The sequence below is a fragment of the Kocuria sp. genome, assembly GCF_030538595.1.
GTDB lineage: Bacteria > Actinomycetota > Actinomycetes > Actinomycetales > Micrococcaceae > Kocuria.
The window spans coordinates 55,496-81,774 of the sequence record NZ_JAUNTS010000014.1; the positions used below are offsets into that span (position 1 = coordinate 55,496).

The 26,279-nt window shown below is 62.9% G+C and carries 24 protein-coding genes and 1 riboswitch; of the genes, 6 read left to right on the forward strand and 18 right to left on the reverse strand.

Annotated elements, in window-relative coordinates:
* Window positions 1-66 precede the first annotated feature (66 nt).
* Window positions 67-1,812: a hypothetical protein gene (locus Q4G32_RS11590; protein ID WP_303351580.1), complete on the reverse strand. Its 1,746-nt coding sequence runs from the start codon at window positions 1,810-1,812 to the stop codon at window positions 67-69.
* Between the two features lie 75 nt (window positions 1,813-1,887).
* Here Q4G32_RS11590 and lipB point away from each other — a divergent pair, with 75 nt between their 5' ends.
* The 3 genes from lipB to Q4G32_RS11605 all read left to right on the forward strand — a co-directional run bounded on the left by lipB (window position 1,888) and on the right by Q4G32_RS11605 (window position 4,609).
* Window positions 1,888-2,625, forward strand: a complete 738-nt coding sequence (lipB, locus tag Q4G32_RS11595) for a lipoyl(octanoyl) transferase LipB (RefSeq protein ID WP_303351582.1) — start codon at window positions 1,888-1,890, stop codon at window positions 2,623-2,625.
* The gene (gene lipA, locus Q4G32_RS11600; RefSeq protein ID WP_303351584.1) at window positions 2,622-3,632 is read left to right on the forward strand and encodes a lipoyl synthase; all 1,011 of its coding nucleotides are present in this window, start codon (window positions 2,622-2,624) and stop codon (window positions 3,630-3,632) included. Before lipB ends, lipA begins: the two co-directional genes overlap by 4 nt.
* A 194-nt stretch (window positions 3,633-3,826) precedes the next feature.
* Window positions 3,827-4,609 (forward strand): DUF4191 domain-containing protein, encoded by a 783-nt coding sequence (locus Q4G32_RS11605; protein WP_303351586.1) that lies wholly within the window; start codon window positions 3,827-3,829, stop codon window positions 4,607-4,609.
* A gap of 80 nt (window positions 4,610-4,689) precedes the next feature.
* On the opposite strand, the gene Q4G32_RS11610 is transcribed toward Q4G32_RS11605, so the two are convergent.
* Window positions 4,690-5,130 carry an RDD family protein gene (locus Q4G32_RS11610; RefSeq protein ID WP_303351588.1) on the reverse strand — a complete coding sequence of 147 codons (441 nt, stop codon included), beginning with the start codon at window positions 5,128-5,130 and terminating at the stop codon, window positions 4,690-4,692.
* Between the two features lie 228 nt (window positions 5,131-5,358).
* Between Q4G32_RS11610 and glnA the strand changes: the two genes are divergently transcribed.
* Together glnA and budA are read left to right on the forward strand one after the other, a co-directional pair.
* Window positions 5,359-6,783, forward strand: coding sequence for a type I glutamate--ammonia ligase (glnA, locus tag Q4G32_RS11615; RefSeq protein ID WP_303351590.1), 1,425 nt, complete (start codon window positions 5,359-5,361; stop codon window positions 6,781-6,783).
* Window positions 6,784-6,905: 122 nt separating this feature from the next.
* Window positions 6,906-7,655, forward strand: coding sequence for an acetolactate decarboxylase (gene budA, locus Q4G32_RS11620; protein WP_303351592.1), 750 nt, complete (start codon window positions 6,906-6,908; stop codon window positions 7,653-7,655).
* A gap of 13 nt (window positions 7,656-7,668) precedes the next feature.
* Here budA and rsfS read toward each other — a convergent pair whose 3' ends face one another.
* The 13 genes from rsfS to Q4G32_RS11685 form a co-directional block, all read right to left on the reverse strand.
* Window positions 7,669-8,073, reverse strand: a complete 405-nt coding sequence (gene rsfS, locus Q4G32_RS11625; protein ID WP_303351593.1) for a ribosome silencing factor — start codon at window positions 8,071-8,073, stop codon at window positions 7,669-7,671.
* Between the two features lie 18 nt (window positions 8,074-8,091).
* Window positions 8,092-8,991 (reverse strand): hypothetical protein, encoded by a 900-nt coding sequence (locus Q4G32_RS11630; RefSeq protein ID WP_303351595.1) that lies wholly within the window; start codon window positions 8,989-8,991, stop codon window positions 8,092-8,094.
* Window positions 8,988-9,674 carry a nicotinate-nucleotide adenylyltransferase gene (nadD, locus tag Q4G32_RS11635; RefSeq protein ID WP_441327505.1) on the reverse strand — a complete coding sequence of 229 codons (687 nt, stop codon included), beginning with the start codon at window positions 9,672-9,674 and terminating at the stop codon, window positions 8,988-8,990. Before nadD ends, Q4G32_RS11630 begins: the two co-directional genes overlap by 4 nt.
* Before the next feature lie 32 nt (window positions 9,675-9,706).
* Window positions 9,707-9,955 carry a hypothetical protein gene (locus Q4G32_RS11640; protein ID WP_303351599.1) on the reverse strand — a complete coding sequence of 83 codons (249 nt, stop codon included), beginning with the start codon at window positions 9,953-9,955 and terminating at the stop codon, window positions 9,707-9,709.
* Window positions 9,956-10,104: 149 nt separating this feature from the next.
* Window positions 10,105-11,409: a glutamate-5-semialdehyde dehydrogenase gene (locus Q4G32_RS11645; protein WP_303351601.1), complete on the reverse strand. Its 1,305-nt coding sequence runs from the start codon at window positions 11,407-11,409 to the stop codon at window positions 10,105-10,107.
* 81 nt (window positions 11,410-11,490) lie between these two features.
* Window positions 11,491-12,792, reverse strand: coding sequence for a glutamate 5-kinase (proB, locus tag Q4G32_RS11650; protein ID WP_303351602.1), 1,302 nt, complete (start codon window positions 12,790-12,792; stop codon window positions 11,491-11,493).
* A gap of 41 nt (window positions 12,793-12,833) precedes the next feature.
* Window positions 12,834-14,396, reverse strand: a complete 1,563-nt coding sequence (gene obgE, locus Q4G32_RS11655; RefSeq protein WP_303351604.1) for a GTPase ObgE — start codon at window positions 14,394-14,396, stop codon at window positions 12,834-12,836.
* A 237-nt stretch (window positions 14,397-14,633) separates the two neighbouring features.
* On the reverse strand, window positions 14,634-14,897 hold the full coding sequence (gene rpmA, locus Q4G32_RS11660) for a 50S ribosomal protein L27 (protein ID WP_303351606.1): 264 nt from the start codon (window positions 14,895-14,897) through the stop codon (window positions 14,634-14,636).
* A gap of 95 nt (window positions 14,898-14,992) precedes the next feature.
* Window positions 14,993-15,304: a 50S ribosomal protein L21 gene (gene rplU, locus Q4G32_RS11665; protein WP_303351608.1), complete on the reverse strand. Its 312-nt coding sequence runs from the start codon at window positions 15,302-15,304 to the stop codon at window positions 14,993-14,995.
* Window positions 15,305-15,599: 295 nt separating this feature from the next.
* Window positions 15,600-17,270 carry a bifunctional hydroxymethylpyrimidine kinase/phosphomethylpyrimidine kinase gene (locus Q4G32_RS11670; RefSeq protein WP_303351610.1) on the reverse strand — a complete coding sequence of 557 codons (1,671 nt, stop codon included), beginning with the start codon at window positions 17,268-17,270 and terminating at the stop codon, window positions 15,600-15,602.
* Window positions 17,267-17,932, reverse strand: coding sequence for a thiamine phosphate synthase (thiE, locus tag Q4G32_RS11675; protein ID WP_303351612.1), 666 nt, complete (start codon window positions 17,930-17,932; stop codon window positions 17,267-17,269). Before thiE ends, Q4G32_RS11670 begins: the two co-directional genes overlap by 4 nt.
* Complete coding sequence (thiM, locus tag Q4G32_RS11680) at window positions 17,932-18,771, reverse strand: hydroxyethylthiazole kinase (protein ID WP_303351614.1); 840 nt, start codon at window positions 18,769-18,771, stop codon at window positions 17,932-17,934. Before thiM ends, thiE begins: the two co-directional genes overlap by 1 nt.
* A riboswitch (TPP riboswitch) is annotated at window positions 18,762-18,857 on the reverse strand. It overlaps the preceding gene by 10 nt.
* Before the next feature lie 96 nt (window positions 18,858-18,953).
* Window positions 18,954-22,310 carry an Rne/Rng family ribonuclease gene (locus tag Q4G32_RS11685; RefSeq protein ID WP_303351616.1) on the reverse strand — a complete coding sequence of 1,119 codons (3,357 nt, stop codon included), beginning with the start codon at window positions 22,308-22,310 and terminating at the stop codon, window positions 18,954-18,956.
* A gap of 386 nt (window positions 22,311-22,696) precedes the next feature.
* Between Q4G32_RS11685 and Q4G32_RS11690 the strand changes: the two genes are divergently transcribed.
* On the forward strand, window positions 22,697-23,335 hold the full coding sequence (locus tag Q4G32_RS11690) for a vitamin K epoxide reductase family protein (RefSeq protein WP_303351617.1): 639 nt from the start codon (window positions 22,697-22,699) through the stop codon (window positions 23,333-23,335).
* A gap of 92 nt (window positions 23,336-23,427) precedes the next feature.
* Here Q4G32_RS11690 and ndk read toward each other — a convergent pair whose 3' ends face one another.
* From ndk to Q4G32_RS11705, 3 genes are all read right to left on the reverse strand, one after another.
* Window positions 23,428-23,841, reverse strand: a complete 414-nt coding sequence (gene ndk / locus Q4G32_RS11695; RefSeq protein ID WP_303351619.1) for a nucleoside-diphosphate kinase — start codon at window positions 23,839-23,841, stop codon at window positions 23,428-23,430.
* Between the two features lie 179 nt (window positions 23,842-24,020).
* Complete coding sequence (locus tag Q4G32_RS11700) at window positions 24,021-25,703, reverse strand: cholesterol oxidase substrate-binding domain-containing protein (RefSeq protein WP_303351621.1); 1,683 nt, start codon at window positions 25,701-25,703, stop codon at window positions 24,021-24,023.
* Between the two features lie 66 nt (window positions 25,704-25,769).
* Window positions 25,770-26,195, reverse strand: a complete 426-nt coding sequence (locus Q4G32_RS11705) for a hypothetical protein (RefSeq protein ID WP_303351623.1) — start codon at window positions 26,193-26,195, stop codon at window positions 25,770-25,772.
* Window positions 26,196-26,279: the final 84 nt, after the last annotated feature.

Here is a 26,279-nt window from a genome sequence, read left to right on the forward strand (position 1 = left end):
ACCTTCGGTCCTGTACGGACCGCACCTTCAACCGCGGTAAACCGTTCTCCCCTCCAGGGGGTCGGTTCACCGCGGTTGTACTGTCTCCAGCCGCCATCCCTGATCGGTGAGAACCAGCGTGAACTCGGCCCGTTGTTCGGCGGGTTGACCTTCCGCCACACCGGCCGCGCTGACCGTGGCCATCAAACGCGCCTGGGTGTCCGTGGACTCCACCACCTGCGGGGTGTCTTGGAGCTGCATGGTCAGCTCGGAAAATGCGTGATCACCTTGCGCGGGATCAGCTTCCACCGTCTCCAGAGTTCGCCGGTCCGCCTCCAGTGCCGGTGATCCTTGGGTGTAAATGGCACTCAGCGCCTCCGGATCATCGTCCCTGAAAGCCTGCACCCTTGCCGCAATCAGCTCGCCCAAAGCAGCCTCGGGAGAATTGGAGTCTGGGCTGCTGGTACCAGCAGGCGGGGCGGCAACATTCGTTTCCCCAGCTGAACTTTCCGTCACTCCACCATCTTGCTGGTTCTGCGCCACCTGCAGGTCGGCATCCGTTCGGGACTCCGGCCACAAGGTCCAGACGGCCGTTGCACCCCCTGACACCACCAGTGCGGCCGCCAGGACCAGTACCAGACCTGGGCGGCGCCGCGCCGCTGTGTCCTCCCATTCCGTTGCACCCCAAGGACGCCCACCAGCTGCCCGGCCTGTCAACGCAGTACTTTCAGCCCCGGCATGGCGGCGGCCACCGCGGGCCGCCTCACTCCCTGTCTGGTTCAGCCTGGACCCGTGACCACGTGCGTCGGCCTGTCCATCGGCTGATCTTCTTTGACCGCGGTCCCACCCGGCTTCATGGGCCTCCGATTCATGGGCTTCTCCGCGTAAGACGGCGAGCACCCGCTGCGCGGACCCGGACCCGGCGTCGTCATCGCGCTGCGCCTGGACCTGCGCCGAGGACTGGACCTGCGACTGGGATTGGGGCTGAGTCAGGCCCTCCGAATCCATGAGTTCCAGAGACTCCGTGTCGGCCTCTTCCTGACCGGGAAAGTCGCCGTCGTTCGGCTGCACCTGACCCCGTCCCTCCAAGGTCTCCGCCAGGTGCCGTGCCTGTTCCCCCGGCGGGTTTGCACCGACGCCATTGGGCACCGTGACCGCTTGCCCGCTGGCAGGCAGGTGATCAAGCAGCTCATCCAGAGCATCCAGAGCCTCCCCCGGCAAGGTGGGACACACCGACCGCAGGGGTGCACGTACCCGCCCCGCCACTGGACGGCGGCCGGTGAGCACTGTGGCGGCAGCAGCGGCCACCATGATCAAATCCCCCTGCACCTCCTGATCTTGGGCACCGGGGGTGAACCTCCGAACACCAGAATCCGGGCTCAGCAGCAGCCGCCATTGTTCCGGTGTTCCGTCATGGCTGATCACATCCCGCAGTGACAATCGACGCAGGGTCAGCCCGTGATCATGCAGAACACCTACGGCCCGCAGGGCTTGAGCCATGACCGGCAACACCTGCGCCTGGACTGCCCCGCCCTCCTGCCCGATCAGTGCCGCAAAGCTGCGCTGTGGGAGGTCGTCGTAGAGCAGCCAGGCGGATTCGTCGTCGTCAACAACGGCCCGCGGCGGAGCCAGACAGGCGTCATCTGCGGCAGCCAGGGTGGCGACGACGTCGTTCCACTCCGTGATTGCCCCGCCACCTGCGGGCAGGGGCAACAGCACATGAGTGCTGCCGCTGACGGGCTCGGTCACGCGGCGACCGCGCTGTGCCCAGGGCCCACGGTCTCCGTAGTCGTGGATGCTTGCCGGCGGAGTAAATGGCTGCCAGGTGTTCATCTCTCTAGCATGCTGCCCGCGAACGGGTCAGATGGAGTTATCCACAGGGCGAATTCGCCGCGTATGGTGGAGCGCATGTCTCTGTCCTTTGAACGCCTGGGGATGGCACCAGATTTGGTGCCCTACCGTCCCGCGCTGGAATTGCAGAAGACCGTGCACCAAGAAGTGGTGTCAGGCATACGCGGGAACACCGTTCTGATGGTGGAGCACGAACCCGTTTACACGGCGGGACGCCGGGCCGCTGCGGAGGAATACCCCACCGATGGCACCGAGGTGGTGGAGGTCGGCCGGGGTGGCAAAATCACGTGGCACGGCCCGGGCCAGCTGGTGGCGTATCCCATCATGCGCCTGCCAACACCCATTGACGTTGTGAAGTTTGTGCGCGTCATGGAGCAGTTGGTGATTGATGTTCTGGCCGAATTCGGGCTCCGGGCGGTGACGGTCGAAGGCCGTTCAGGGGCATGGATTCCAGCCGACCACCAAGGTGGAGCACGCAAGATCTCCGCCATAGGCGTGCAAGTTTCGCGGCGCACCACCATGCACGGCATCGCCTTGAACTGCAGTAATGACCTTGCCCCGTTCGGTGGCTTCATCCCCTGTGGAATCTCGGATGCCGGAGTGAGCTCCATCAGCCGTGAACTGGGGAGGAATGTTGAGCCATCCGATGTGGTTGAGGTGATGACCCGTCATTTTGTGGCCCGTGAAGCCGAACTGTGCGCTGTAGCCGAGACCCCGGCCGATCAGCCATCGCTACCGTGGCCACCTGCCGCACCGCCAACCAGCATCAGCACCACATCAGGAGTTCGCCGATGACCATTGCACCCGAAGGCCGCCGACTGCTGCGCGTGGAGGCCCGCAATGCCGAGGTCCCCATTGAGAAGAAGCCCAACTGGCTCAAAAACACCGCGCACATGGGGCCCGAATACACCAAGCTGAAGTCCATGGCCCGCGGCAAGGGTTTGCACACGGTGTGTGAAGAAGCCGGGTGCCCCAACATTTACGAGTGTTGGGAGGACAAGGAGGCTTCATTCCTGATCGGCGGGTCCGTCTGCACGCGGCGCTGCGATTTCTGTGACATCGCCACCGGCCGCCCCGAGCCGATCGACCGTGACGAGCCCCGCAAGGTTGCCGAGTCCGTCCGGGACCTCGATCTGCGTTACGCCACGGTCACCGGTGTTGCCCGCGATGACTTTGAGGACGGCGCAGCCTGGCTCTACGCGGACACCATCCGCGCTATCCATGAGATCTCCCCCAGCACGGGCGTGGAGATCCTGATCCCTGACTTCAAAGGCAGGCCGGAATCCCTGCAGATGGTGGTGGATGCCCAGCCGGAGGTCTTTGCACACAACCTGGAGACCGTTCCGCGCATCTTCAAGCAGATCCGTCCGGCTTTCACCTATGAACGCTCCCTGGATGTGCTCAGCTACGGCAAGGACCGCGGTCTGATCACCAAATCCAACCTGATCTTGGGGATGGGGGAAACGGACGAGGAAATCTACGAGGCCCTGTGCGATCTTCACGACGCCGGCTGTGACATCATCACCCTCACCCAGTACCTCCGGCCCTCCAAGCTCTTCCATCCCATCGACCGTTGGGTCAAGCCCGAACAGTTTGTGGAGTACGCCAAGCTGGCTGAAGAAATCGGTTTCCTGGGTGTGATGTCCGGGCCCATGGTGCGCTCTTCCTACCGCTCCGGCCGTTTGTGGGCGCGCGCCATGAACAAGCTCGGGCGTGAGATCCCGGCCAACCTGGCCCACATCACGGATGAAGGTTCCACCGCGCAGGAGGCCTCCAGCTTGATCGCCAAGTTGGGCCGCTGAACGCGCTGTCTGCCAACCCGGTGTACCTGCCCGTCCGTACCGAGTGGGTGGTACCGGGCAGGGACCACCTGGCGAACCGCTAGAATGGTGGCGCTGACGGGCCAATGGCGCCCCGGAGCACCACCTGCCGCATCATAACCACGGTTGTGTGCGGCACCATGACCTACCCCTGATTACGACCACGAGGTTTCACCGTGTCCCCTTCCACCTCCGCGGGCTCCAACCGGCCCACCAACGACGCCAAGTCCACACGGGCAGCGGCCAGGGAGCAAAAGCGAGAGGAAAAGGCCCGCAAAAAGGCGGCCAAGGGCCCCGGCTACATCGCGCAGATGAAGCAGGTCTACAAGATCACCAAGGAGCATGACTCCAACATCACGCTCAAGTTGGTGGCTATCGCCTTGGGCATCCTGGTGCTCTTCTTGCTGCTGGGCCTGCTGCTCAACAACTGGATCACGTGGCTGCTCATCGGTATTCCGTTTGCCGTCCTGGCCGCCATCTACTTCCTCTCCCGCCGGGCCGAAAAGGCCGCGTTTGCGCGGATCGAGGACCAGCCCGGCGCCGCCGGGGCTGCCCTGTCCACGTTGCGTCGCGGGTGGATCGTGGAGCAGGAGCCGGTGCAGATTGACCCGCGCTCCCGCGATCTGGTGTATCGCGCAGTGGGGCGTCCCGGCGTCGTTCTGATCACCGAAGGCCCCACGGGGCGAGTCAAGAAGCTGGTGAGCAAGGAACGACGTCGTATCGGTCCCATGATCCAGAACGTGCCGATCCACGTGATCCACGCGGGCAACAAGGAGGACCAGGTGGCGCTGTCCCAGATTGCCAAGCGGATGAAGAAGCTGGACAAGGCGCTGACCCGTGAAGAGGTCAACAAGGTTTACAAGCGGATCTCCACCTTGCGCAACAATGCGCTACCGATCCCCAAGGGCATTGACCCCATGCGGGCCCGCCCGGACCGCAAGGCAATGCGCGGCCGCTAACCCCACCCCCACTCCGCCGAAAACATGGTTTGACCTAATTTCAGGCCCGGATTTCCCAAGAATCCATGTTTTCGGCGGAGTTAGCGGGTTTTGACCAGGATGGTGCCCACCGCGCGATCCTGCAGCCCGCGTTGGTCCGCATCCATGATCAGCGCCGGAATCACCGGGACGATCAATGCGGTCCGCACCAATCCCCGCCACAACCCGGGCGCATATCCGTCCATGGTTTGCACCTGCATGCCCAGCAGGAAATGCCCCAAGCTGTGTCCGGTGAACCCCACGGCAACGCCCGTCAGACCGAACCAAATCCAGATGGTCACCAGATTCTGCAGGTCATACGGCACCAGAAGAGCAGCAAGCCCCAAGGCCACGAGCCAGTCGATCAGGATGGCCAACAGCCGCGGCCCAAAACGTGCCACCGACCCCGGCCCACTGTCCGGGCGGCCCAGACGTTGCCCCGGATACTGCTGTGCGGGCGGAGGGCCATCGAGCCAGCTGCCAAGATCGTCACGATTGATCATGACGCCAGCCTATCCACAGCATTCGTGCCCGTAGCTTTGCTGCATTCCGCGTGGTCACGTGCGCCGCACCACACCGGCGTGAAAAGGTGGTGTGTAACCCGCGCGAAACATGAGAGACACGACCGGGCAACGGCCCGTGCGTAGCGTGGATTGCGCCCCAAGGGTACCGGTTCTGGTGGCAGGTTGCCCCGGTGCGGTGAGGACCCGCAGATCAAAAGGAGTACGTCAGTGTTCAAGACACCCGAAGAAGTCCTGGCCTTCATCAAGGAAGAAGAAGTCGTCTTCGTGGACATTCGCTTCACCGATCTTCCCGGCGTGCAGCAGCACTTCAACCTGCCGGCCAAGGCTGTGGATGATGACTTCTTTGAAGACGGTCAGTTGTTCGACGGTTCATCAATCCGCGGTTTTCAGGGCATTGCCGAATCAGACATGCAGCTGATCCCGGACATCGCCACCACTTACGTGGACCCCTTCCGCGCGGAGAAGACCCTGGTGGTGACCTGCTCGATCGTGAACCCGCGTACCGGTGAGCCCTATCACCGCGACCCCCGCGGCGTGGCCGAGCGGGCCGAAGCCTACATGGCTTCCACCGGCATTGCCGATATTGCCAACTTTGCCTCTGAGGCCGAGTTCTTCATCTTCGAGGACGTCCGTTACGACGTTCAGCCGCAGGGCTCCTTCTACGCCGTGGACTCCGATGAAGCCATCTGGAACTCCGGGCGCAAGGAAGAAGGCGGCAACCTGGGTAACAAGACCGCCACCAAGGGTGGCTACTTCCCGGTCTCCCCCGTGGACAAGCAAGCTGACCTGCGTGACGCCATCTGCGTGGCCCTGGATGACGTTGGCTTGGAAGTTGAGCGCTCCCACCATGAGGTGGGCGGTCCCGGCCAGGCGGAGATCAACTATCGCTTCAACACGCTCTCCCACGCCGCCGATGACCTCCAGAAGTTCAAGTACGTGGTCAAGAACACCGCGGACATGTTCGGCAAGTCCGCCACGTTCATGCCCAAGCCGATCTTCAACGACAACGGCTCCGGCATGCACTGCCACCAGTCCCTGTGGAAGGGCGGCGAGCCCCTGTTCTACGACGAAAAGGGCTACGCAGGTCTCTCCGACCTTGCGCGCTGGTACATCGGTGGTCTGTTGGAGCACTCGTCCGCTGTGCTGGCCTTCACCAACCCGACCGTGAACTCCTACAAGCGCCTGGTCAAGGGTTTTGAGGCCCCCGTCAACATGGTGTACTCGCAGGGCAACCGCTCCGCCGGTATCCGCATTCCGATTACGGGCACCAACCCCAAGGCCAAGCGCCTGGAGTTCCGCGCACCGGATCCCTCCTGCAACCCGTACTTGGCCTTTGCCGCCCAGCTGATGGCCGGCCTGGATGGCATCCGCAACCGCATTGAGCCCGCGGACCCCATTGACAAGGACCTCTACGAACTGCCTCCGGAGGAGGCCAAGGACATCAAGAAGGCCCCCGGCACGCTGGATGAGGCGCTGGATGCCCTGGAGCAGGACCACGAGTTCCTGCTGGCTGGTGACGTGTTCACCGAGGACCTGATTGAAACCTGGATCTCCTACAAGCGGGAGAACGAACTGCTTCCGCTCTCCGTGGTCCCGCACCCCATGGAGTTCGCCCTGTACTACGGCGTCTGAGCCTGGAAACATGGCCGTTCTGGGAGTAAAAGTGACAGTGAGTCGCTTTTACTCCCAGACGCGTCTCCGGCCACTTTTTCACACCCCACTGACGACGACGCCCCATCCGAAAGGACATCCCCATGGCTACCGGTCCCAAAGAACTTCACGGCGAGATGATGTTCCGTAACGAGGTCTTCCAAACCGGGCTCATGGCGGGCCTGCTGGATGGTGTCTACGACGGTGAGATGACCATTGGTGAGCTGCTGGGTCACGGCAATTTTGGGCTGGGCACTTTTGACGGCCTGGATGGGGAAATGGTGGTCCTGGACGGTGTGGCGTATCAAATGCGTGCTGATGGCACGATTGAACCGGCACAACTCACCCAGAAAACGCCGTACGCCGTGGTGACCAATTTTGTCCCCACCATCCAGCGGGAGCTGCCGAACTCCCTGTTACGCAAAACTGCCTCCCAAGTGCTGGATGACCTCACCGTTTCCAAGAACTACATGTATGCGTTGAAGATCACCGGCAGCTTTGAATGGATCCGCACGCGCACCGTGATCAAGCAGTCCAAACCGTATCCGCGGATGGTGGATGCCACGGAGAACGAGGACATTCTGCAATTCGATGACGTGGACGGAACCATTGTGGGGTTCCGAACTCCCATCTATGAACAAGGAATCTCGGTCCCGGGCTGCCACGCACATTTCATTGACGATTCGCGGACCCAGGGCGGGCACGTGGTGGACTTCAAATTGCGGGAAGCCAGGGTGGAAATCTGCCCCGGTACGGAGCTGCGCCTACACCTTCCGGTGACTCCGGAGTTCTCGGCAGCCAACCTCTCCCCCGAAGACCTGGCGGATCAGATCTCCAAAACAGAGAAACACTGAGTCGGCGCTCACCTCATGCGTCTGAATCAGAACTCTCTGAGCTTTCAGAATTCTCAGAGCCCAGTCCCAAGTCCAAGACGGGTGACTCATTCCAGAGACGTTCCAACGCGTAATACGCCCGGTCCTCATCGTGCTGCACATGCACCACAACATCTCCGTAGTCCAGCAGCACCCAGCGCCCCTCCCCCTTGCCTTCACGGCGGATGGGGCGTAGGTCATGCTCCTGGATCAGGGCATCCTCAATGGCGTCAACGATTGCACTGACTTGGCGTTCGTTGGAGGCCGAGGTCACCAGGAACGAATCGACAATTGCCAAGGTGTCGCTGACGTCCAGGGCAACAATGTTCTCTGCCTGCTTTTCATCAGCTGCACGAGCGGCCGTGCGCAGGTAGGCCATGGAAGTTTCGGGCACAGTCATGGGTGGTGAGTTCCTTTCTCACAGCAAAATCATGAGGACGGTGACGGCAACTGCCAGTAGCACAACCGCTGCCAGCACCAGCAAGAATGTCTTGACGTGGGAAGACTGGCGGTACTCCGCCGGATCCAGCAGTTCCAGCCCCTGGGCGTCCAATGCGCTGACGGGTTGGGCGGGCTCCTCCACCGTTTCTGTGGCGCTTGCAGGCTCAGCCTCCGCAGAACCGTCTGCAACGCTTTCGGAGTCGGGGGCTTCCTCACCGGCAGGTGATGCGACGTCGTCCTCGGCAGTTTCCGGCGCGGGGTGGGCCGGCTCATCCGGCGACTCGGTGATTGCCTCCGGCTGGTCTTCGGCGATTACCTCCGGCTGATCCTCCGGGGTTGCTTCCGGCCGGTCCTCGGAGATTGCCTCCGGCTGGTCCTCAGCGACGTCGCTGGCAGGGACCTCGGCATCCTCAGTCACCTGGGGCTGTTCCGGGGCCTCGTCTGGCTCACGCAAGTCACGACGTCGTACCTGATCGGCCGGGATGGAGGCAGTGTGCGGCTGTGCATCGTCAGGGTCCACGAGCCCCGCAGCCATGGCGCGCTCGGCGGCCTGGCGGTCTTCCTGTGAGGACAACGCGGCGCGCGAGCTGAGTTCCGCAATACGGCGTTGCTTCTGGGCCAAGTCCTCATCCACGTACTCGGGATCCTCAGACTGGTTCTCCGCCAGCTCCCGGACGTGCTGCTCCATTTGCTCGCGCAGCAGCGCAAGGCGTCGCGGCCCCAGAGGTTTGTCAGCGTCCGGGGACGCAGTGGTGCCGCCCAGGTCAATCACAGGGGCCGGCAGGTCCAAGGTGTTGGACTCAAAGTCCACCACGTCCGGCACGCGGATGTCATCCGGTGACGGTTCACCGTGGTCAAGAAAACGGTCCTGGCTCATACGGTGGCCTCTTTCGGGTCCTGCACGGGATCGGTCACGGGTTTGGTGTCCGCCTCCTGATGGAGCGCAAGGTGTGGATGTGAGTGATACAGCCCGTATTTGGCGATGTACTGCACCACGCCGTCCGGGACCAGGTACCAAACGGGCTTGCCATCCATCACGCGATCTCTGCAATCGGTGGAGGAAATGGCCATGGCAGGTACTTCCATCAGGGTGACGCCACGGGCGCCGTCGGGAACAGTGAGTTCATGACCGGGGCGGGTGACGCCCACAAAATTGGCCAGATCCCACATCTGTTCGGCTCCGTGCCAGCTGAGGATTTCGCTCATCACATCAGCGCCGGTGATGAAGAACAGATCCGCTTCCGGCCGCTGCGCGTGCAGATCCTTCAACGTGTCAATGGTGTAGGTGGGGCCGTCACGGTCAATGTCCACCCTGGACACACTGAACCGGGGATTGGAAGCCGTGGCAATCACGGTCATCAAATAGCGGTGCTCCGCGTGCGAAACCCTCTTGCCGGCCTTTTGCCACGGCTGGCCGGTGGGCACAAAAACCACCTCATCCAGGTCAAACATGGCGGCCACCTCTGAGGCAGCCACCAAGTGACCGTGATGGATGGGGTCAAACGTGCCACCCATGACCCCCACCCGGGTGCGCCCGGCAACTCTGGGGGGGATGTCGATGGTGGGGGCAGACTTCACGTGGGGACTACTGCTCAGTGACCGCGCTTGGCTTCATAGCTAGCCACCGCGTGGGCTTCATCTGCGGGAAGGGCCGCTGGGTCCACATGGTGCTCCGATGCCTCCGGCAGGGAACTGCGCGGGCTGAAGGTCCAGGTGATCAAGAACATGCCGATGAACGCCAGGAAAGCAATGATGCCGAACCAGTGGGCCTCTATGGGAAGTTCATTCACAACGTGGGCGCCTTCTTCGGCCGCCTGGATCACGGGGCTCAGCTGCAGCATGTGAGACCTTTCGGTAGCAGTTGCTCTACAAACGCGGTGCCGGCGCGGTCCACCGCAACAGCACAGCCATCCTCAAGAATGTTTACGACCCATGGTAACCGCACGCACCCGCTGCAACACGCGACCGCGTGCGGTTACCACACCACAGATCACTTTCTGATGTGGCCATCTCCTTGAACAATCCACTTGGTGGTGGTCAGTTCTTCCAGCCCCATGGGCCCACGCGCGTGCATTTTTTGCGTGGAGATTCCAATTTCGGCGCCCAATCCCAATTGGCCACCGTCCGTGAAGCGGGTGGAGGCGTTGACCATCACAGCCGCAGCATCCACCGCGGCCATGAACTCATCCGCGTTGGCCAGGTTGTTGGTCACAATGGCTTCCGTGTGGCGAGTTGTCCAGCGCTCAATGTGCGCCAGGGCTTCCTGCAAATTGTCCACCACCTTCACGGCCATGTGAGCATCCAGGTATTCAGCCGCCCAGTCGTCCTCGGTGGCGGAGACGGGCTCGGTTCCGGTGGGCAGCATGGCGGCAGCGCGCTCGTCCACGTGCAATTGGACGCCGGCCTTCACCAGTGCTGCCAACACCGCGGGCCCGGCCGCAGCACCGCTGTGCAGAATCAGAGTTTCAGCGGTGTTGCAGGTGGAATTGCGGTGTGTCTTGGCGTTCACCACAATGTCCACCGCCATCTTCTCCGGCGCTGACTCATCCACAAAGACATGCACATTGCCCTCCCCGGTCTCGATGACCGGCACGGAGGCATTCTGGACCACGGACTGAATCAGGCCGTGACCGCCGCGTGGAATCAACACGTCCACCTTGCCGCGGGCCCCCATCAGGGCAGTGGCACCGTCGCGCGCGTAGTCGTCAATGGACTGCACCACGTCCACGGGTAGCTTCTGATCCGCCAGGGCGTCACGCATGATGCCCACCAGTGCCCGGTTGGATTCAAGGGCGGCTGAGCCTCCACGCAGCAGGACCGCGTTGCCGGATTTCAGGGCAATCCCGGTGATGTCCACGGTGACGTTGGGGCGGGCTTCATAAATGGCACCCACCACCCCCATGGGCACCCTGACCTGGCGCATACGCAGCCCGTTGGCCAGGGTCTGTCCACGAACCACGGAGCCCACGGGATCGGGGAGGGCAGCCAACTCTCGCAACGCATCAGCCAAGCCTGTGATCCGCCCCGCATCCAACTTGAGCCGATCCAGCAAAGCCGCGGACGTCCCGTTTTGCTGCCCGCGGGCCAGGTCCTTCTTGTTGGCTTCGATGATGGCAGCTGACTGTTCCTCAATCCGCTGGGCAATGTGCAGCAGCGCAGCATCCTTGCGTGCACGGGTGGCGCGGGCCAGGCCGCGGGCGGCCACACGGGCGTCGTCGGCCATGAGGCCAACGCCTACAACGGGATCTTCCCCGAAGGTCTGCCGGGTGAGATCAGTGATGGTGTTCTGTGACATGAATTTTCGCTCCTGACATGTCAGGTGGATTCTTCAGGTTGTGATGGGGCCGCGGTCAGGCGGCACCCGCTGTTGCAGGCTTCAGACCTGCGGAATGGGTTGGGTGTGAAAAGTGGGCTGAGCCTGTGCGCCGCGACGCACCTTGGTCTTGGCAGACTTGGCGCGCATGGTCACCAAATTGTCCACGTGGACCAACTCGCGTTCATAGCGTGCGCCCTTCTCCTCCCCCAGTTCAGCGGTGGATTTACCGAGCATGCCGGGGATTTCATCGGCGGCGTAGTTGCAAATGCCGTGGGCCACTTCCCGGCCCGTGGCATCCACCAGGGACACGGGGTCTCCCGCGTCAAACGTGCCTTTCACGCCCGTCACACCAGCCGGAAGCAGTGATTTCCGTTGCCCCACGGCGCGCACTGCGCCGTCGTCGAGCACCAAGGAACCCTTGATGTCGGCAAGGTGGGCAAGCCACAGCAACCGGGCGTTGCGCCGGCCTCCCGTGGTGGCAAACCAGGTTCCCACGTCTTCACCGTTCAACGCCGGTTCAATGTTCTGCGCGGAGGTCACCAGAGCGGGGATTCCGGAGGAGGCCGCAATCCGAGCAGCCTGTACCTTGGTCACCATGCCACCGGAGCCCACACCAGCGCGCCCCACCGTACCGATCTGCACGCCTTCCAGATCCCGAATGGGATCCTCCACCACGCTGATCCGCTGACCGCCGTCCTGGGGCGGCTTGGTGTAGAGCGCATCCACGTCGGAGAGCAGCAGCAAAACATCGGCCTTGATCAGGTGCGCGGTCAGTGCGGCAATACGGTCGTTGTCACCGAACTTGATTTCCTGGGTGGCCACGGCGTCGTTCTCATTGACAATGGGCATCACCCCCAGATCCAGCAGCCGCTCAATCTGACGGTGCGTGTTCTTGTAGTGGTGACGCTTCATCAAATCCTCGGCCGTCACCAGAACCTGCCCCACCGTGACCCCGTAGCGGGCCAGTGAGTCTATGTAGCGGCCCATCAGCAAACCCTGTCCCACGGAAGCGGCGGCCTGCTGGGAGGCAAGGTCTTTGGGGCGACGCGAGAAGCCCAACGGGGCCAGGCCCGCAGAAATGGCCCCCGAGGAGACAAAGACCACCTCCTTGCCGTCCGACTTGAGTTTCCCCAAAGCAGCCACAATCCGCTGCACCGCGGCTTCATCAATGGAGTTCTGGATGCTGGTCAGGGAGGAGGAACCCACCTTGACCACAATGCGCTTGGCCAGCTTGATCTGGCTCGGTTCCTCAATGGGAGAACGCCGGTTCTTACCGCGATTCTCGGAACTGAGTTGGGAAGCGGACTTGTCGGCGATCCCTTCCAGGGTCTCTACATCAATAACGTGCTGCTGTGCAGGCATACTTGCCAGCGTCCTTCCTGTTGCGATCAGTCCTGTTGCAGTCAGTCGGTTTCGGTTTTTGGTGCGCGGGAACGGCGTTGATCCACGGATTCGGTCCACAGACCGGCCAAGCGCTCTGCTTCAAGTTCGTCGCGGGCCGCTGTCTTGGCGTCCATGCGCTCGTAGTATTCCCGACGACGTTCCCCACGCGTTGGCCGGTGATCCTCCGACAATCTTGGGTCCGTTCCACGCGGTGAGGCCAGTAGTTCGGCACCGCCCAGCATGGTGGGCTCCCAGTCGAAGACCACGCCGTTTTCCTCCGGCCCGATCAGGACGGCATCACCGGGACGGGCGTTCATCTTGAACAACTCTTCCTCAATGCCAAGTTTGGCAAAACGGTCAGCCAGGTAGCCGATGGCTTCCTCATTGTTGAAGTCGGTTTGCTGCACCCACTTCTCCGGCTTGTCTCCGCGGACATGCCAGATGGGTTCCAAGGAACGTTCCTCCCGGGTGATGGTGAACTCCTTGGCGCCGCCACGCACCGCCTTGGGCCGCAGCACCACACGGGCCGGTTCCGCCGGGGGTTCCTGGTCCCGGCCCTCCTGGACGATCTGGCCCATGGCAAAGGTCAAAGACTTGAGACCTTCGTGGGAGGCCGTGGAAACCTCAAAGACCCGGTAGCCCTTTTCTTCCAGCATGGGTCGGACAAACTCGGCCAGCTCCCGGGCCTCCGGGACGTCAATCTTGTTGAGCACCACCAGTCGGGGTCGCTCCAGCAGGGGAACGGCGCGTCCCCCGTCCAGACGACCGTCCACGGCGTAGGCGGCGAGTTCCGCCTCAATCACCTCCAAATCGGAGATGGGATCACGGCCCGGTTCCAGGGTGGCGCAGTCCAGAACGTGCACCAGAGCGGCACACCGTTCAACGTGGCGCAGGAACTCCAAGCCCAGGCCCTTGCCTTCGGAGGCACCCTCAATCAGACCGGGAACATCCGCCACGGTGTAGCGGTAGTCACCTGCCTCCACCACGCCGAGGTTGGGGACCAAGGTGGTGAACGGGTAGTCCGCAATCTTGGGACGCGCCTTGGAAATAGCCGCGATCAGAGAGGACTTGCCGGCTGAAGGGTAACCCACCAGAGCAATGTCCGCCAAGGACTTCAGTTCCAACACAATGTCCTTGGCCTCACCGGGCAGACCCAGCAGGGCAAACCCCGGTGCCTTGCGCTTGGGAGAGGCCAGATGGGCATTGCCCAGACCACCCTGACCACCCGAAGCCGCCACGAACTCCGCACCCACTCCCACCAGGTCCGCCAGGACGTTGCCGTCACGGTCCTTGATCACGGTGCCGTCCGGGACGGAGAGAATCAGATCCTCCCCCACAAATCCTTGACGGTGATCGCCCATGCCGGGGCCACCGTTGGGCGCTGAACGGTGCGGGGACCGGTGGTAGTTGAGCAGCGTGGTGGTCTGGCCATCCACACGCAAGATGACAGAACCGCCGTCGCCGCCATTGGCGCCGTCCGGGCCGCCCAGGGGCTTGAATTTCTCGCGCTTGACGGACACGCAGCCGTGGCCACCGTTACCGCCCGTGGCGTGCAGCACCACGCGGTCGATGAACTCTGCCATGGAATTCTCCTGGTGTCTGATGCGCGTGAGCCTCTCAGCATCACGCGACTGCATGAGCAGGCGGCGTACCGGCGCCTGCCGAAGGGAAAGGGGCCTCAAAACAAGAGTAGAGGGCGGGCGCACGTGGCACCCACCCTCTACGTCCTGCGGTGAGCGTGACACACGGAATGAGCGTGCGTCAGCGGGACCGGACAGGTTCAGCTGAATCTGGCTGCTGAACCCGCTACCGGTCTGAGATCATTCGGCGGCTACGGCCTCAACCACGTTGACCACCTTGCGGCCACGCTTGGTGCCAAAAGCAACCTCGCCGGTGGCCAGCGCGTACAAGGTGTCGTCCTTACCGCGGCCCACATTGGCGCCGGGGTGGAACTTGGTACCGCGCTGACGCACGATGATGGAACCGGCGTTGACCTTCTCGCCACCAAAGCGCTTGACGCCAAGGTACTGCGGGTTGGAGTCACGGCCGTTACGGGTGGAGCTGGCGCCCTTCTTGTGTGCCATGTCTAATGCCTGCTTTCGCTAGGAGGCCCATGTGCTCGCATCATGTGATGACCGCGAGCGGGCCGGGCTGGATGGAATGGGGAGGACCGAACGCCTCAAACGTCGATGCCGGTGACCTTCACGGTGGTCAACTCGGCACGGAAGCCCTGACGCTTCTTGTAACCGGTCTTGTTCTTGTACTTCTGGATGCGGATCTTGGGACCGCGCAGATCCTCGACCACCTCAGCGGTGACCTTCACACCGGAAAGTGCCGAAGCATCCGAGGTGACTTTGTCGCCGTCAACCAGCAGGACTGCCGGAAGCTCGATGGTGCTGCCTGCATCACCAGCCACACGGTCGATGGTTACCAGGTCTCCAACTGCAACCTTCTCCTGGCGGCCGCCAGCGCGGACAATCGCGTACACCACTTGGAACTCACTTCTCTCGACTTAACAAATTCTGTCTTGGGCGAGTGTGTTCCCTGTTTGGACCAAGGAGTCGTGTGCAACTGCATCAGGACCGGCCAGTGGGATGGAGACGCTGGTCAAGACCGTTCGCACAAATGGTCAGGAACTACACCCGGGTTAGTGCCACCAGCTCCGCGCTCAGACCATGGACGGTGGTCGAGGGGATTGCCGGTTTGTGCACCAGGGGTCGAGAATACGGCATGTGCACAATCTGCGGCAAGCATGGGAGCCCAGCGAGTCGCGGGTGCGAGCAGGCTCACGTTCCGTTGTACCGCGCCCAGGGATCCTCGAAGAACCGGAACTCCAACTCGCAAGCTCGGTGAAAAGCTGCCCGCATGGCGTCCCGGACGTCGTCAGTGGATTGCGCCGCAAGCTCATCAACCACCGCTCGAACTTTTTCGGCAGCCGCTGCGAACTCGGGGTCAGCATAGGAATCCAGCCACGCTGCGTAGGGGTGATCAAGGTGAGTCGCGCTGTGCTGTCGCTGCTGTTGCAACTCCACACCGATCCAGGCGTAGAGCCAGTAGCAAGGCAGAACAGCGGCCACGCCCACCGCCCAGTTGCGGGTTTGTGTTGTAGCCAGCAGGAAGTCGGTGTATTCAGCGGTGACCGCACTGGGGCGCACCTGGGCATCAGCTGCCACAAGTGTTCGATGCAGTCCGGCCGTCTCCTCCGCACAGCCCGCAGCTCCGGCGGCAAACAAAGCTCGCCAGGATTCCGACGGCGCCCGAACGGCCAGTTGTGCCAAAGCCCGCGAGTAGTCCTGAAGATAAGCCAAGTCTTGAGCCAGATAATCGAGGAACGCGGACTGCGGAAGTGAACCGTCCGCCAACCGTGGAACGAACGCACCTCTTTGAATGCGTGAGCGAACATCAGCCGCCTCCGCCCAGAGCTGGCCGGTGAATGAATCATCCGCGCTGAGGTGGGACCAATCAGAAGCAATAGGTACGGCATTCTGCTGCGATTCTGCTGATTCAGCGTCCGATCCCGTCGCAGCTTCCCACAAGCTCGTGTGCTTTGTGAAGGACACCGTGGCTGGTACCCGCGTGGTCCACGTCCGGATGGCTTCATCCACAGCATCAGCCAGGTGGTGACCGTGGTGCACGGGACCGTTGCCCTGCCCAACCTCCAATTCGTCAGCGTGCTGGAGGGCTCCCCGCAACCACTGCCTGGCCAGGCCAACCGCCGTCACCCAATCTCCGGTCCGGCTTGCCAGCACGGCAACGGCGCTGGAGATGGAGCATCCGGTGCCGTGGGTGTTGGCTGTGACGATTCTGGGGTCATGCGCTACGAACAATGGACTGCTGTGGCCGGGAGCCACCAGAGCATCCGGGACATCCGGACCGGGCAGATGCCCACCTTTGACCAGGACCTGCACCGCGTAGGTGTCCGCAAGTCGCTGGCCCTGGGCCAGAGCTCCCGACCACGTTTGGGCCACTTCTTCATCCAACAGCACTGCCAATTCGGGCACATTGGGGGTGACCAGATCAGCACGGTGCAGCAGGCTCCTCATGGCGGCTTCGGCGTCGTGATCCAACAGACGACCCCCGGTGGTGGCCACCATGACCGGGTCCAGGACCACCACCGGCGGCCTGTGCTCCGCAAGCCACGCGCTCACCTCCTGGATCACAGGCACCGAACCCAACATGCCGATCTTCACGGCATCCACCACGACGTCGTCGGAAACTGCCTTCAACTGGGCCACCAAAACTTCCCGCGGGGGAACGTGAATGGAACGCACGCCGGTGGTGTTTTGCGCCACCACCGCAGTGATCACGCTCATGCCGTAGCCGCCCAGGGCTGTGATGGTTTTCAGATCCGCCTGCTGACCGGCGCCACCTGTGGGATCGGTGCCCGCGATGGACAAGACCCGCGGTGTATCTCTGGGCGTGATGCCCGTGTGGGGAATGGGGATGGCAGGAGTCACCGTTGCATCGCCTTCCGGTAAGCACGTGCCGCCGCCAGTGGGTCTGGCGCAGCGCAAATTCCGGAGACCACCGCCAGGCCATCCGCGCCGGCTGCCATCAGCGCCCCAGCATCCTGCACCCGGACACCGCCTATGGCCACCGCGGGTACCGGGCACAGTGCTCGCGCACGGGCAAAACCGTCAAGGCCCAGTGGCTGGGGATGATCCGGTTTGGTCTGCGTGGCATGCACCGCGCCGATCCCCACGTAGTCCACGGTTCCGGGTGGCAACTGCTCCAACGCCTGAAACTCGGTTGGGGTGACTGCAGACAACCCGATCACCGCAGCGGGGCCGCACAGCACACGAACATCCTTTACGGGCAGGTCAGACTGACCCACGTGAACCCCGGCCACGGCCGCACCGCGGGATCGCGCAGCCAGGAACACATCCACGCGGTCATCCACCAGAACGGGAACCCGCTCCCCCACACGCTGAGCCACCTGCAAGGTCAGCTCCAGCAAGTCCCGACCACCCATGGTTTTGGACCGCACCTGGACCATGGTGGTGCCACCCTCCACGGCGGCCTCCACCACATCCGAAACCTCACGGGGGCTGCTCAGTGCGTCATCCGTGACGTGGTACAGCAGCAGGTCACTGGGCTCAAAATGGTTGACAGTGGCCATCACAGAACCACCTCCGCGGCGGTGACGGCAGCGCAGCGTGCGACGTCGTCGGCGTTCAATGCCGCCACCTCATCCAGCAGCGCCACGGCAAAGGAGCCGGGACCGCCGCTGCGCCGGGCTGCTCGCTCGGCGGCCAGTTCCCACACCACGCTGCCCACCACGGCGGCATCCACGGGGTCCGGTACCACGGCGGTGAAAGCCGCGATGACCGCTCCCAGTGCGCAGCCACCGCCGGTCACGCGCGTCAAGTATTCGTGGCCGTGGGGAATCCGCCACGCCGCATCTGCCCCCAAGACAATGTCGACTTCACCGGAGATCGCCACGGCTTGGACTCCGTGACCGTTGATCAACTCGCGCGCAGCGTCCAGGGCCGCGGTGGGGTGCTCCGTGGAGTCGGTGCCACGCCCACCGGCCCCGCCGCACAGGCCAATCACTTCCGAGGCATTGCCACGAACCACGGTTGGGGCATGCGCCAGGAGGTCTCTGGCCAGGGTGGTTCGCACGGGCAGCGCCCCCACGGCCACGGGGTCCAGCACCCAGGGGGTGCCGACCTCGGCACATGCCGCAGCGGCTTCCAGCATGGCGTGGCGTTGCTCGGGAGTGGGAGTGCCAAGGTTGATCAGAACGGCATCTGCCATCCGGGCAAAAGCTCCCGCCTCCCCCACAATGTCTGTCATGGCAGGCGGGGCACCCAAAGCCAGCAGGGCATTGGCGGTGAAGTTGGTGACCACGGCATTGGTCAGGCATTGCACCAGGGGATGCTGGGCTCTCACCTCAGTCAGGCCGGTTGCAAGAACGCTGTCCGGAAAGCGGGTGCCGGGTGCGTGGGTAGGCGTCATGGCGACAATCCCTTCGCTAGTACAAGCTAGATCAGGTTCAACGGGTCTGCTCTCAGCCGCAGATTGCGGCACCCCGTGTCACGCCCCACCCTACGCCGCCCCACTCCGCCGAAATCATGGTTTGTCCCAAAAATTGAGCGATTTTTTGGGTCAAACCATGATTTCGGCGGAGTGGGGGGCGGTTATTCCGGCTTGGGGGCCGCTGCCGGAGCGGAAGCCCTCCGGGAGCGGCGCGGCTTGCGCACCGGGGGCTGTTCCGGCCCGCGCTCCCCCAAGGAATCAGCCAACGAATCCAACGACGGCACCCCATTGGCCCCCGCCGCGGCACCATCCGCGGACTCCGCGCCACCGGCCCCGTGGGGCAGATCAATGACCTGCCCGTTAATGGTCACCTTGGACTGATCCGCCCGCGCACCAGTCACTGCCACGGCCGTACCGGAGGTCACGGTGGCACCCTGATTCTGCGGTGCCGCAGCAGCATCCGGTGTTCCCACCGGCGCGGCAGCCCGGCGCGCTCCACGGGTACGACGGCGAGGAGTCGCCTCCGCCCCGGACGCAACCGAATCCGGTGCACCAGCGGAGGTCGCAGACGCCGAACCGGTACTCGGCTGACTGGTAATCGACTGGCTCAAAGCGCCCGCGGTATCCGATGCTCCCGGCGCGTCATCCGATACACCGGGCCGATGCTGAGTCTGGTTCCGACCCTGTGCTGCCGCAGCTCGACCTTGGTTTTCCCCGGTGTGATCCTGTGTCTCCGATGTCTCGGAGTCATTCTGTCCGCGGTTGCGTGAGCGCTTTCCACGCCGCTTACGACGACGCTTGTTGCCTTCGCGCCCCGAGTCCTGGTTGGAGTCCTCCCCCTGACTTGGACCATCTGCTGTGGAGCTGTCCTGATCCTCCACATGATGCGAGTGGGCATCGGCGCTCTGGCCGGACACCGCACGCTCATTCTCAGCAGCAGACCCTGAAGGATTCTCACCCTCTTGGTTCGCGTCGGTTTCTGCCACCTCTTGGGAAGCACGGCCCGCGTGGTTGTCCCTTCCGCGACCGCCACGCCGTGATCCCCGCGATCGGCCGCGTCCGCCACCCGAGCGCTCCTTCTGCTCCGTGGAGTCGGTGGCATCCGCTGAATCTTCGGATGCAGCAGATGTGGCGGGGGCGTCGTCGTGCTGAGACGCGGATGCGATCGCAGCAAAAGCGTTACGCGTGGCTTGGGCGCGCTTGGCCTGCTCTGGATCCTCCACCAAACCCAAACCCGAACCCGAACCCGCACCCGCACTTGAACCCGAATCCGAACCGTTCCCTGATCCCGAGTCAGACCCGTTCGCCTGATTCGAGTGGTGCGCTGTGGAGTGCTCCTGCCCACCACCACGCCGATTGCGCTTGCGTTCGTTACGGTCCCGGCGGGAGGTGTCCGTGGAAATCCCGCCCTTGCCCTTCAAGGGGTGATCGTGAATGACCACACCGCGGGAATCACAGGCCTCGCACGGCTCGGAGAAGATCTCCAACAGCCCGGTCCCCATACGTTTACGGGTCATCTGCACCAGGCCCAGGGAGGTCACCTCAGCCACCTGATGCTTGGTGCGATCCCGCCCCAGGCACTCCACCAAACGCCGCAGAACCAAGTCACGGTTGGCTTCCAGCACCATGTCGATGAAGTCGATCACAATGATTCCGCCAATGTCACGCAGCCGCAGCTGGCGCACAATTTCCTCGGCGGCTTCCAAGTTGTTCTTGGTCACGGTTTCTTCAAGATTGCCGCCGGAGCCCGTGAACTTCCCGGTGTTCACATCCACCACGGTCATGGCTTCGGTACGGTCAATCACCAAGGAACCACCGGAGGGCAGCATGACCTTGCGGTCCAACGCCTTGTAAATCTGTTCATCCACCTGGAAGTGCTCGAACAGGTCCTCGTCCTCAGTCCACTGGGTCACCCGATCCAGCAGATCCGGTGCCACGTACATCACGTACGCCTCAATGTTGTCCCAGGCTGCCTGCCCCTGGACGGTCATGGAGGTGAAGTCCTCGTTGAACACGTCTCGGACAGTCTTGATGGTCAGATCCGGCTCCGCGTACAGCAGTTCAGGGGCCAGGGTTTTGCCCTTTCCGGCCTTCTCCTGGATCTGCTCCCACTGCGACCGCAACCGGTTGATGTCATTGGTGAGTTCCTGTTCGGAGGCACCTTCGGCAGCCGTTCGCACAATCACCCCGGCGCCGTCCGGCAGATGATCTTTGAGGATCTTCTTCAACCGTTGGCGTTCCACATCCGGCAGCTTCCGGGAGATTCCGGTCATGGAACCGCCGGGCACGTACACCAAGTAGCGGCCCGGTAGAGAGACCTGGCTGGTCAACCGCGCACCCTTGTGGCCCACGGGGTCCTTGGTCACCTGGACCAGCACGGAATCCCCGGACTTCAGGGCGTTTTCGATCCGCTTGGCGGAGCCGCCCAGTTCAGCGTCATCCCAGTTCACTTCGCCCGCGTAAAGCACAGCATTGCGTCCGCGACCAATGTCAATGAAGGCGGCTTCCATGGAGGGCAGCACATTTTGCACTTTGCCCAGGTACACATTGCCGATCAACGAATCCTGCTGTGTGTGAGACACAAAGTGCTCAGCCAGCACGCCGTCTTCCAGCACCCCGATCTGAATGCGGTCATCCTTCTCCCGCACCACCATTTTGCGTTCCACGGACTCACGCCTGGCCAAGAACTCGGCCTCCGTGATCACCTGACGGCGGCGCCCGGACTGACGCGATTCGCGCCGCCGCTGCTTCTTGGCCTCCAATCGGGTGGAGCCCTTGACCGACTGCACGGTGGTGGGCGCAGCACTGTCCACCACACGCCCGGTGCGGATACGGGTCACGGTACCGGGGGGATCGTCGTCGTTGCCGCCCTCCAGTTCCATGTCCACAGACCCACGACGACGCCGACGCCGCCTCTTGCTGGTCACACCCGTTCCCGGGGCGGGATCGTCGAACTCCGCCTCTTCGGCGGCTTCTGCCTCTTCGATTGCGGCTTGGCGGGCTTCCTCCCGCGCTTGGGCTGCGCGCTCCGCGGCGGCCTGGATGGCCTCCGTGTCCGGGGCGTGGAACATCAGCGAGGTGGCCGAGGCGGAGCTGAAGTCCGCGAACGGATCGGCCGCCGGCGATTCCTGGGAGTCAGGTTCCTCTGGAGTGTCCTGCGTGGTGTGTTCGTCTGACCCATTCTGCTCAGTGCCCTCAGCTGCAACAGAACTGGGAGCGTCGGAATCGGTGGGTTTCTCTGACTCGCTGGGACTGCTGGACTCGCTGGGTGCCACGGTGGAGCCCAACGGCAATTCGGTCTGCTCCTGAGAGGTGACCGGGGCGTCGTCGTCCTCGGTGGTCTGGGCAGGAGTTTGTGGGTCCGGGTCTTCTGCGGGAGGAAGTGTGGTGCTACCCGCTTCCGCCGCCTGTAGCGCCTGGTAGGCAGTCTCAGCGGGAGTCTGTGCTGCGGGCTGGCCGGTCACGGCCTGGGTTGAAGCTGAACCCTCCTGTGCGGGGTTCACCTGCTCGGTGGTCATGTATTCGCCATATTTCTGCGGGTACCGCCGTCTACACCCGGGGAACCGCCGGTCGGTGGCGCCGTGCGGGGCCCGTGGAGGGTCGCGCGGCTGCCAAAAGTCGCTGTGTGCACCGCCTGGCGCTCAGCGGTAGCTGGCTCACCCGGCGGGCCGTCCAGTGAGCCGAGCCACCGGGCCGCCTGCCGTGCAGGGGCACTCGGGTGGTCTTCACGCCGGTGGACGCGCTCAATCTTCCTGAGAGCTGCGGCCCACCGTGCGCTGGATCGGCACCGGTACGGATCACGCATCAGGTGCAGCCAATGCGTGACCGGAATCATTCTGGCACACACAACCCATGGCAACGCGTTCAGCAGCTACCCATGTGCCCTGCTTATGATCACGATGTGATGACAATTCCCACCGAAACCAACACGCAGGACACGCTGGAGAACTCCGCGCCCACCACCCGGGTGCCACGCGGGGACCTGTCCTGGGCTGTGATTGCCCTCCTGACTGCCGCGCTGGGGCTCTACGCCTCGATTTCCCTGGTGATCGAAAAGTGGCAGATCTTGGCGGACCCCCTGCATGTGACCTCCTGTGACTTCAACGCCACGCTGTCCTGCGGGACAGTCATCCGCTCGTCACAAGCCAATTTGCTGGGTTTCCCCAACCCCTTCATTGGGCTGGTGGCCTACACGTTGGTGATCGTGATTGCCGTTGGAGTCCTTGCCGGGGCCCGCTACCGTGCCTGGTACTGGCTGGGCCTGATCGGCGGGCAATTGCTGGGTCAGATCTTCCTGCTGTGGCTGTGGACCCAGGCCACGTTTGAAATCAACGCGCTGTGTCTCTACTGCATGTTGGTGTGGCTGGTGCACCCGATCCTGCTGATGGCCACGGTGGCACGGTGTGTGCGCACCGGCGCGATTCCTGCCCCGGCGGGTGTTCGTTCCACCGCACGGCTCTGGGCTGCCGGCGTCGTGGTACTGATCTGGCTGGTGGTCTTTGGTTCGGTGCTGGTGCGTTTCTCCGGCACCATGTTCGGCTGAGTCGGGCCTCTTCATGTGACGAACCCTCACGTCACTCGTTGATCAGCATGTGATCAACGAGTGACGTGAGGGTTCGTTGCGTTGCGCGCGGTTCAGGCGAACCAGATACCGATTTCCCGCTCGGCAGATTCCGGAGAGTCGGAGCCGTGCACAATGTTCTTCTGCACTTTTTCGCCCCAATCGCGTCCCAGATCTCCACGGATGGTTCCGGCGGCCGCCTTGACAGGGTCAGAAACGCCGGCCATGGCGCGGAAGGACTCAATCACGGAGTCACCCTCAAACACAGCAGCCACCACGGGACCGGACATCATGAACTCCACCAGAGGTTCAAAGAACGGCTTGCCTTCGTGCTCCGCGTAATGCGCGGTCAGGATTTCCCGGGTGGCATTCAGGTACTTCAGCTCCACCAGCTTGAAGCCGCGGGCCTCAATACGAGCCAGCACCTGGCCGGTGAGGTTGCGCTGCACACCATCCGGCTTGACCAGCACCAACGTACGTTCTGTCATGCGTGTTCTCCTTGCACTCATGGGGGATCTCCTGCAGCGACCGCACCAGCGCGCCGCCTTGTCCGGGCACCAGCCTACTGCGCCCCCTCAGCGCTTCACGGTCGCCTGGTGACCCACGGTTGAGGGGACGACGACGGCGGGAGGAGGCCGCAGGCGTCGTCGTCCACCGGAGGTGTGGGTCACGCTTGCGGCATGAGGCGATCATGAAACGGTGCGCGGAAGATGCCCCGGGGATCGAGCGCGTTCAACGCCTGAGCACTCTGCTGCCATCCGGGAAACTGGCCCGGTATCCAACGGTCCAGGACATCCGCGTTGGTCCACGGACCGGCTGAACTGTGGGCGAATCTCTTGGACCATTCGGGCCGGGCCACACCAAGTTCGGCGGGCAGACCGGTGAACCAGGTTTCCAGTTGCGTGTAGAACTCGGCCGTATGGGGTGTGCCGGGAAGGTTGAGCACATCCAGCCATATTGCGGTGTCCAGCTCTGGACGACCGGGCACTGGCTGAGCGGCTGAAAGCGTGGCTGTGGCAGCGCCCGCAACACCTATGTCTGCGGGGTTGTCCACGCCGGTGATGCGAATTTCGCACACGTTGTTGGCGGGGAACTGACCGCGCCACCGGAAGGTGTTGATCACGTTCTGGTAGTGCTGTGTGAACTGGTGAATCACCCGCTGAATCTGGTCCCGCCGGGTGATCACCACGTGGGAACCGGCTGACACCAGCAACGTGCTGGGCCGGACAAAGTGGATGAAATTCTTGGCCTCACCCCACATGTCCAGGGCTGCGGTGTTGATCAGTCCAGATCGTGTGGCTTGCAACATGGTTTCCGTGGCCACGGGGGTCAACGCCCGCGACTCCTGCGTCACGCGCGCAATGGCATTGGCCACGTCACCGGGCAGTCGATCAGCAAAGGGGTAGTTGTAGGGCGAGTTCCGCGGCCAGGATGTCAAGGGCTTACGCGGGCTGACCTCCCACGTCTGCACCCAGGGGAAGGTTGTCATGGCGTACCAGATCAGCCCCACCGTGCCGCGGCTGTTGAGCAACGCACTGACCGACCGTGGACCCGCGTGCTCCGGGCGAGCAAAAAGCTCCCACGTGGGAATCAGCGTGGTGTTGCGGCAGCGCAGGTTGTAATTGGCCACGGTACTGAGCACCACTTCGGTCACGAATGCCCGCCCCAGGTGCGTCAACAGGGGTCCAATCTGCGGATCTGCTCGGTGGAACGTGCGTTGCGCATACCGGCCTGCGTCCTCATCCCACACCACAGCCGTCAGTTCAACGACGGCGTTGCTCACCGTGCCGTACGTACCCCCGGCAGGCTTAGCCGCACCGGATTTGGGTGTGCTGGAACCGTGTCCGTTCACGGCCAGGATTCCGCCGACGGTCACATCTCCCGGGGCGGGTGCTCCCAGCAGGCTGCGTCCGTTGGCCGACAGGAAGGCCATGACCTGACCCATGTCAGCACCAGCCTGCAATCTGACCTGCTCAGCATTGACCATGCTCATGCTTGTCATCCGGGTGGTGTCCACCAGGACCACAGCGGTGTCCGCGGGAGTTGCAGGGTTCACGATGAGCGGGGCCCACGTATGCCCCTTGCCCACGGCACGCACGCGGTACTGCGCTTGGGCTGCCCAGTTGACAATGCGCTCCACCTGTTCCGGTGTGGTCACCGTACTGGTCCACAACTGATCCGTGACTGTGGTTCCGTCCCAATTACGGAAAACGTTACGGTGCAGCTCCACATCTGCGGGGAAGTCCGGCAGAAGGTCTGTTTCCACAGCCTGTGCGGGGGTTACCGTTCCAATCAATGCCCAGGCCCCAGCTGCCACACCGCCCTTCAAGAGGGTGCGCCTGGTGGTCATTCCTTGATCATGTGTTTTCACAATAACCCCCGCTTTCCTGGACCCCTCCAGTTGAACAGCGATCCCTCAGCAGTATTTGGCGGGATTGGTCAGGCCGCCAGCCGTGGCAATCGTGGCCGGAATGTGAAAGAGGGTGTCCCGCAACGCATAGGAGAAGATGTGGTATCCACTCCAAGGGCTCAGCCGGTAATTGGCAATGTCATTGCCATGATCCGCAAAGTTGGCTTGCAGCCACCCGGGGAGGTTGCAGACCGGAATCACAGCCAGACCAGGGTCATGAGATGGTGCAGTGACCCCATCCCCGATGGGGTTGGCGTTGGCTGCCGGGGCGGAGACCAGGGCGGCACCGGCCACCAGAGAGACCACAGCACAAACAGTGGCAAAACGACGACGAACAGACATGAGATATTCCTCCTGTGAAATGCCGAGCGATTCAACGGAACCCTGATCTTCGCCCAATCGAAATTTCAGGGTGCATTGAGAAATTAGCATGACACCGGATATGGAAATTCTTTTATATTCATGGACCCCGCTTCCCCGTCCCCCCATCCATGGATTGAGATTATTGACGTAAAT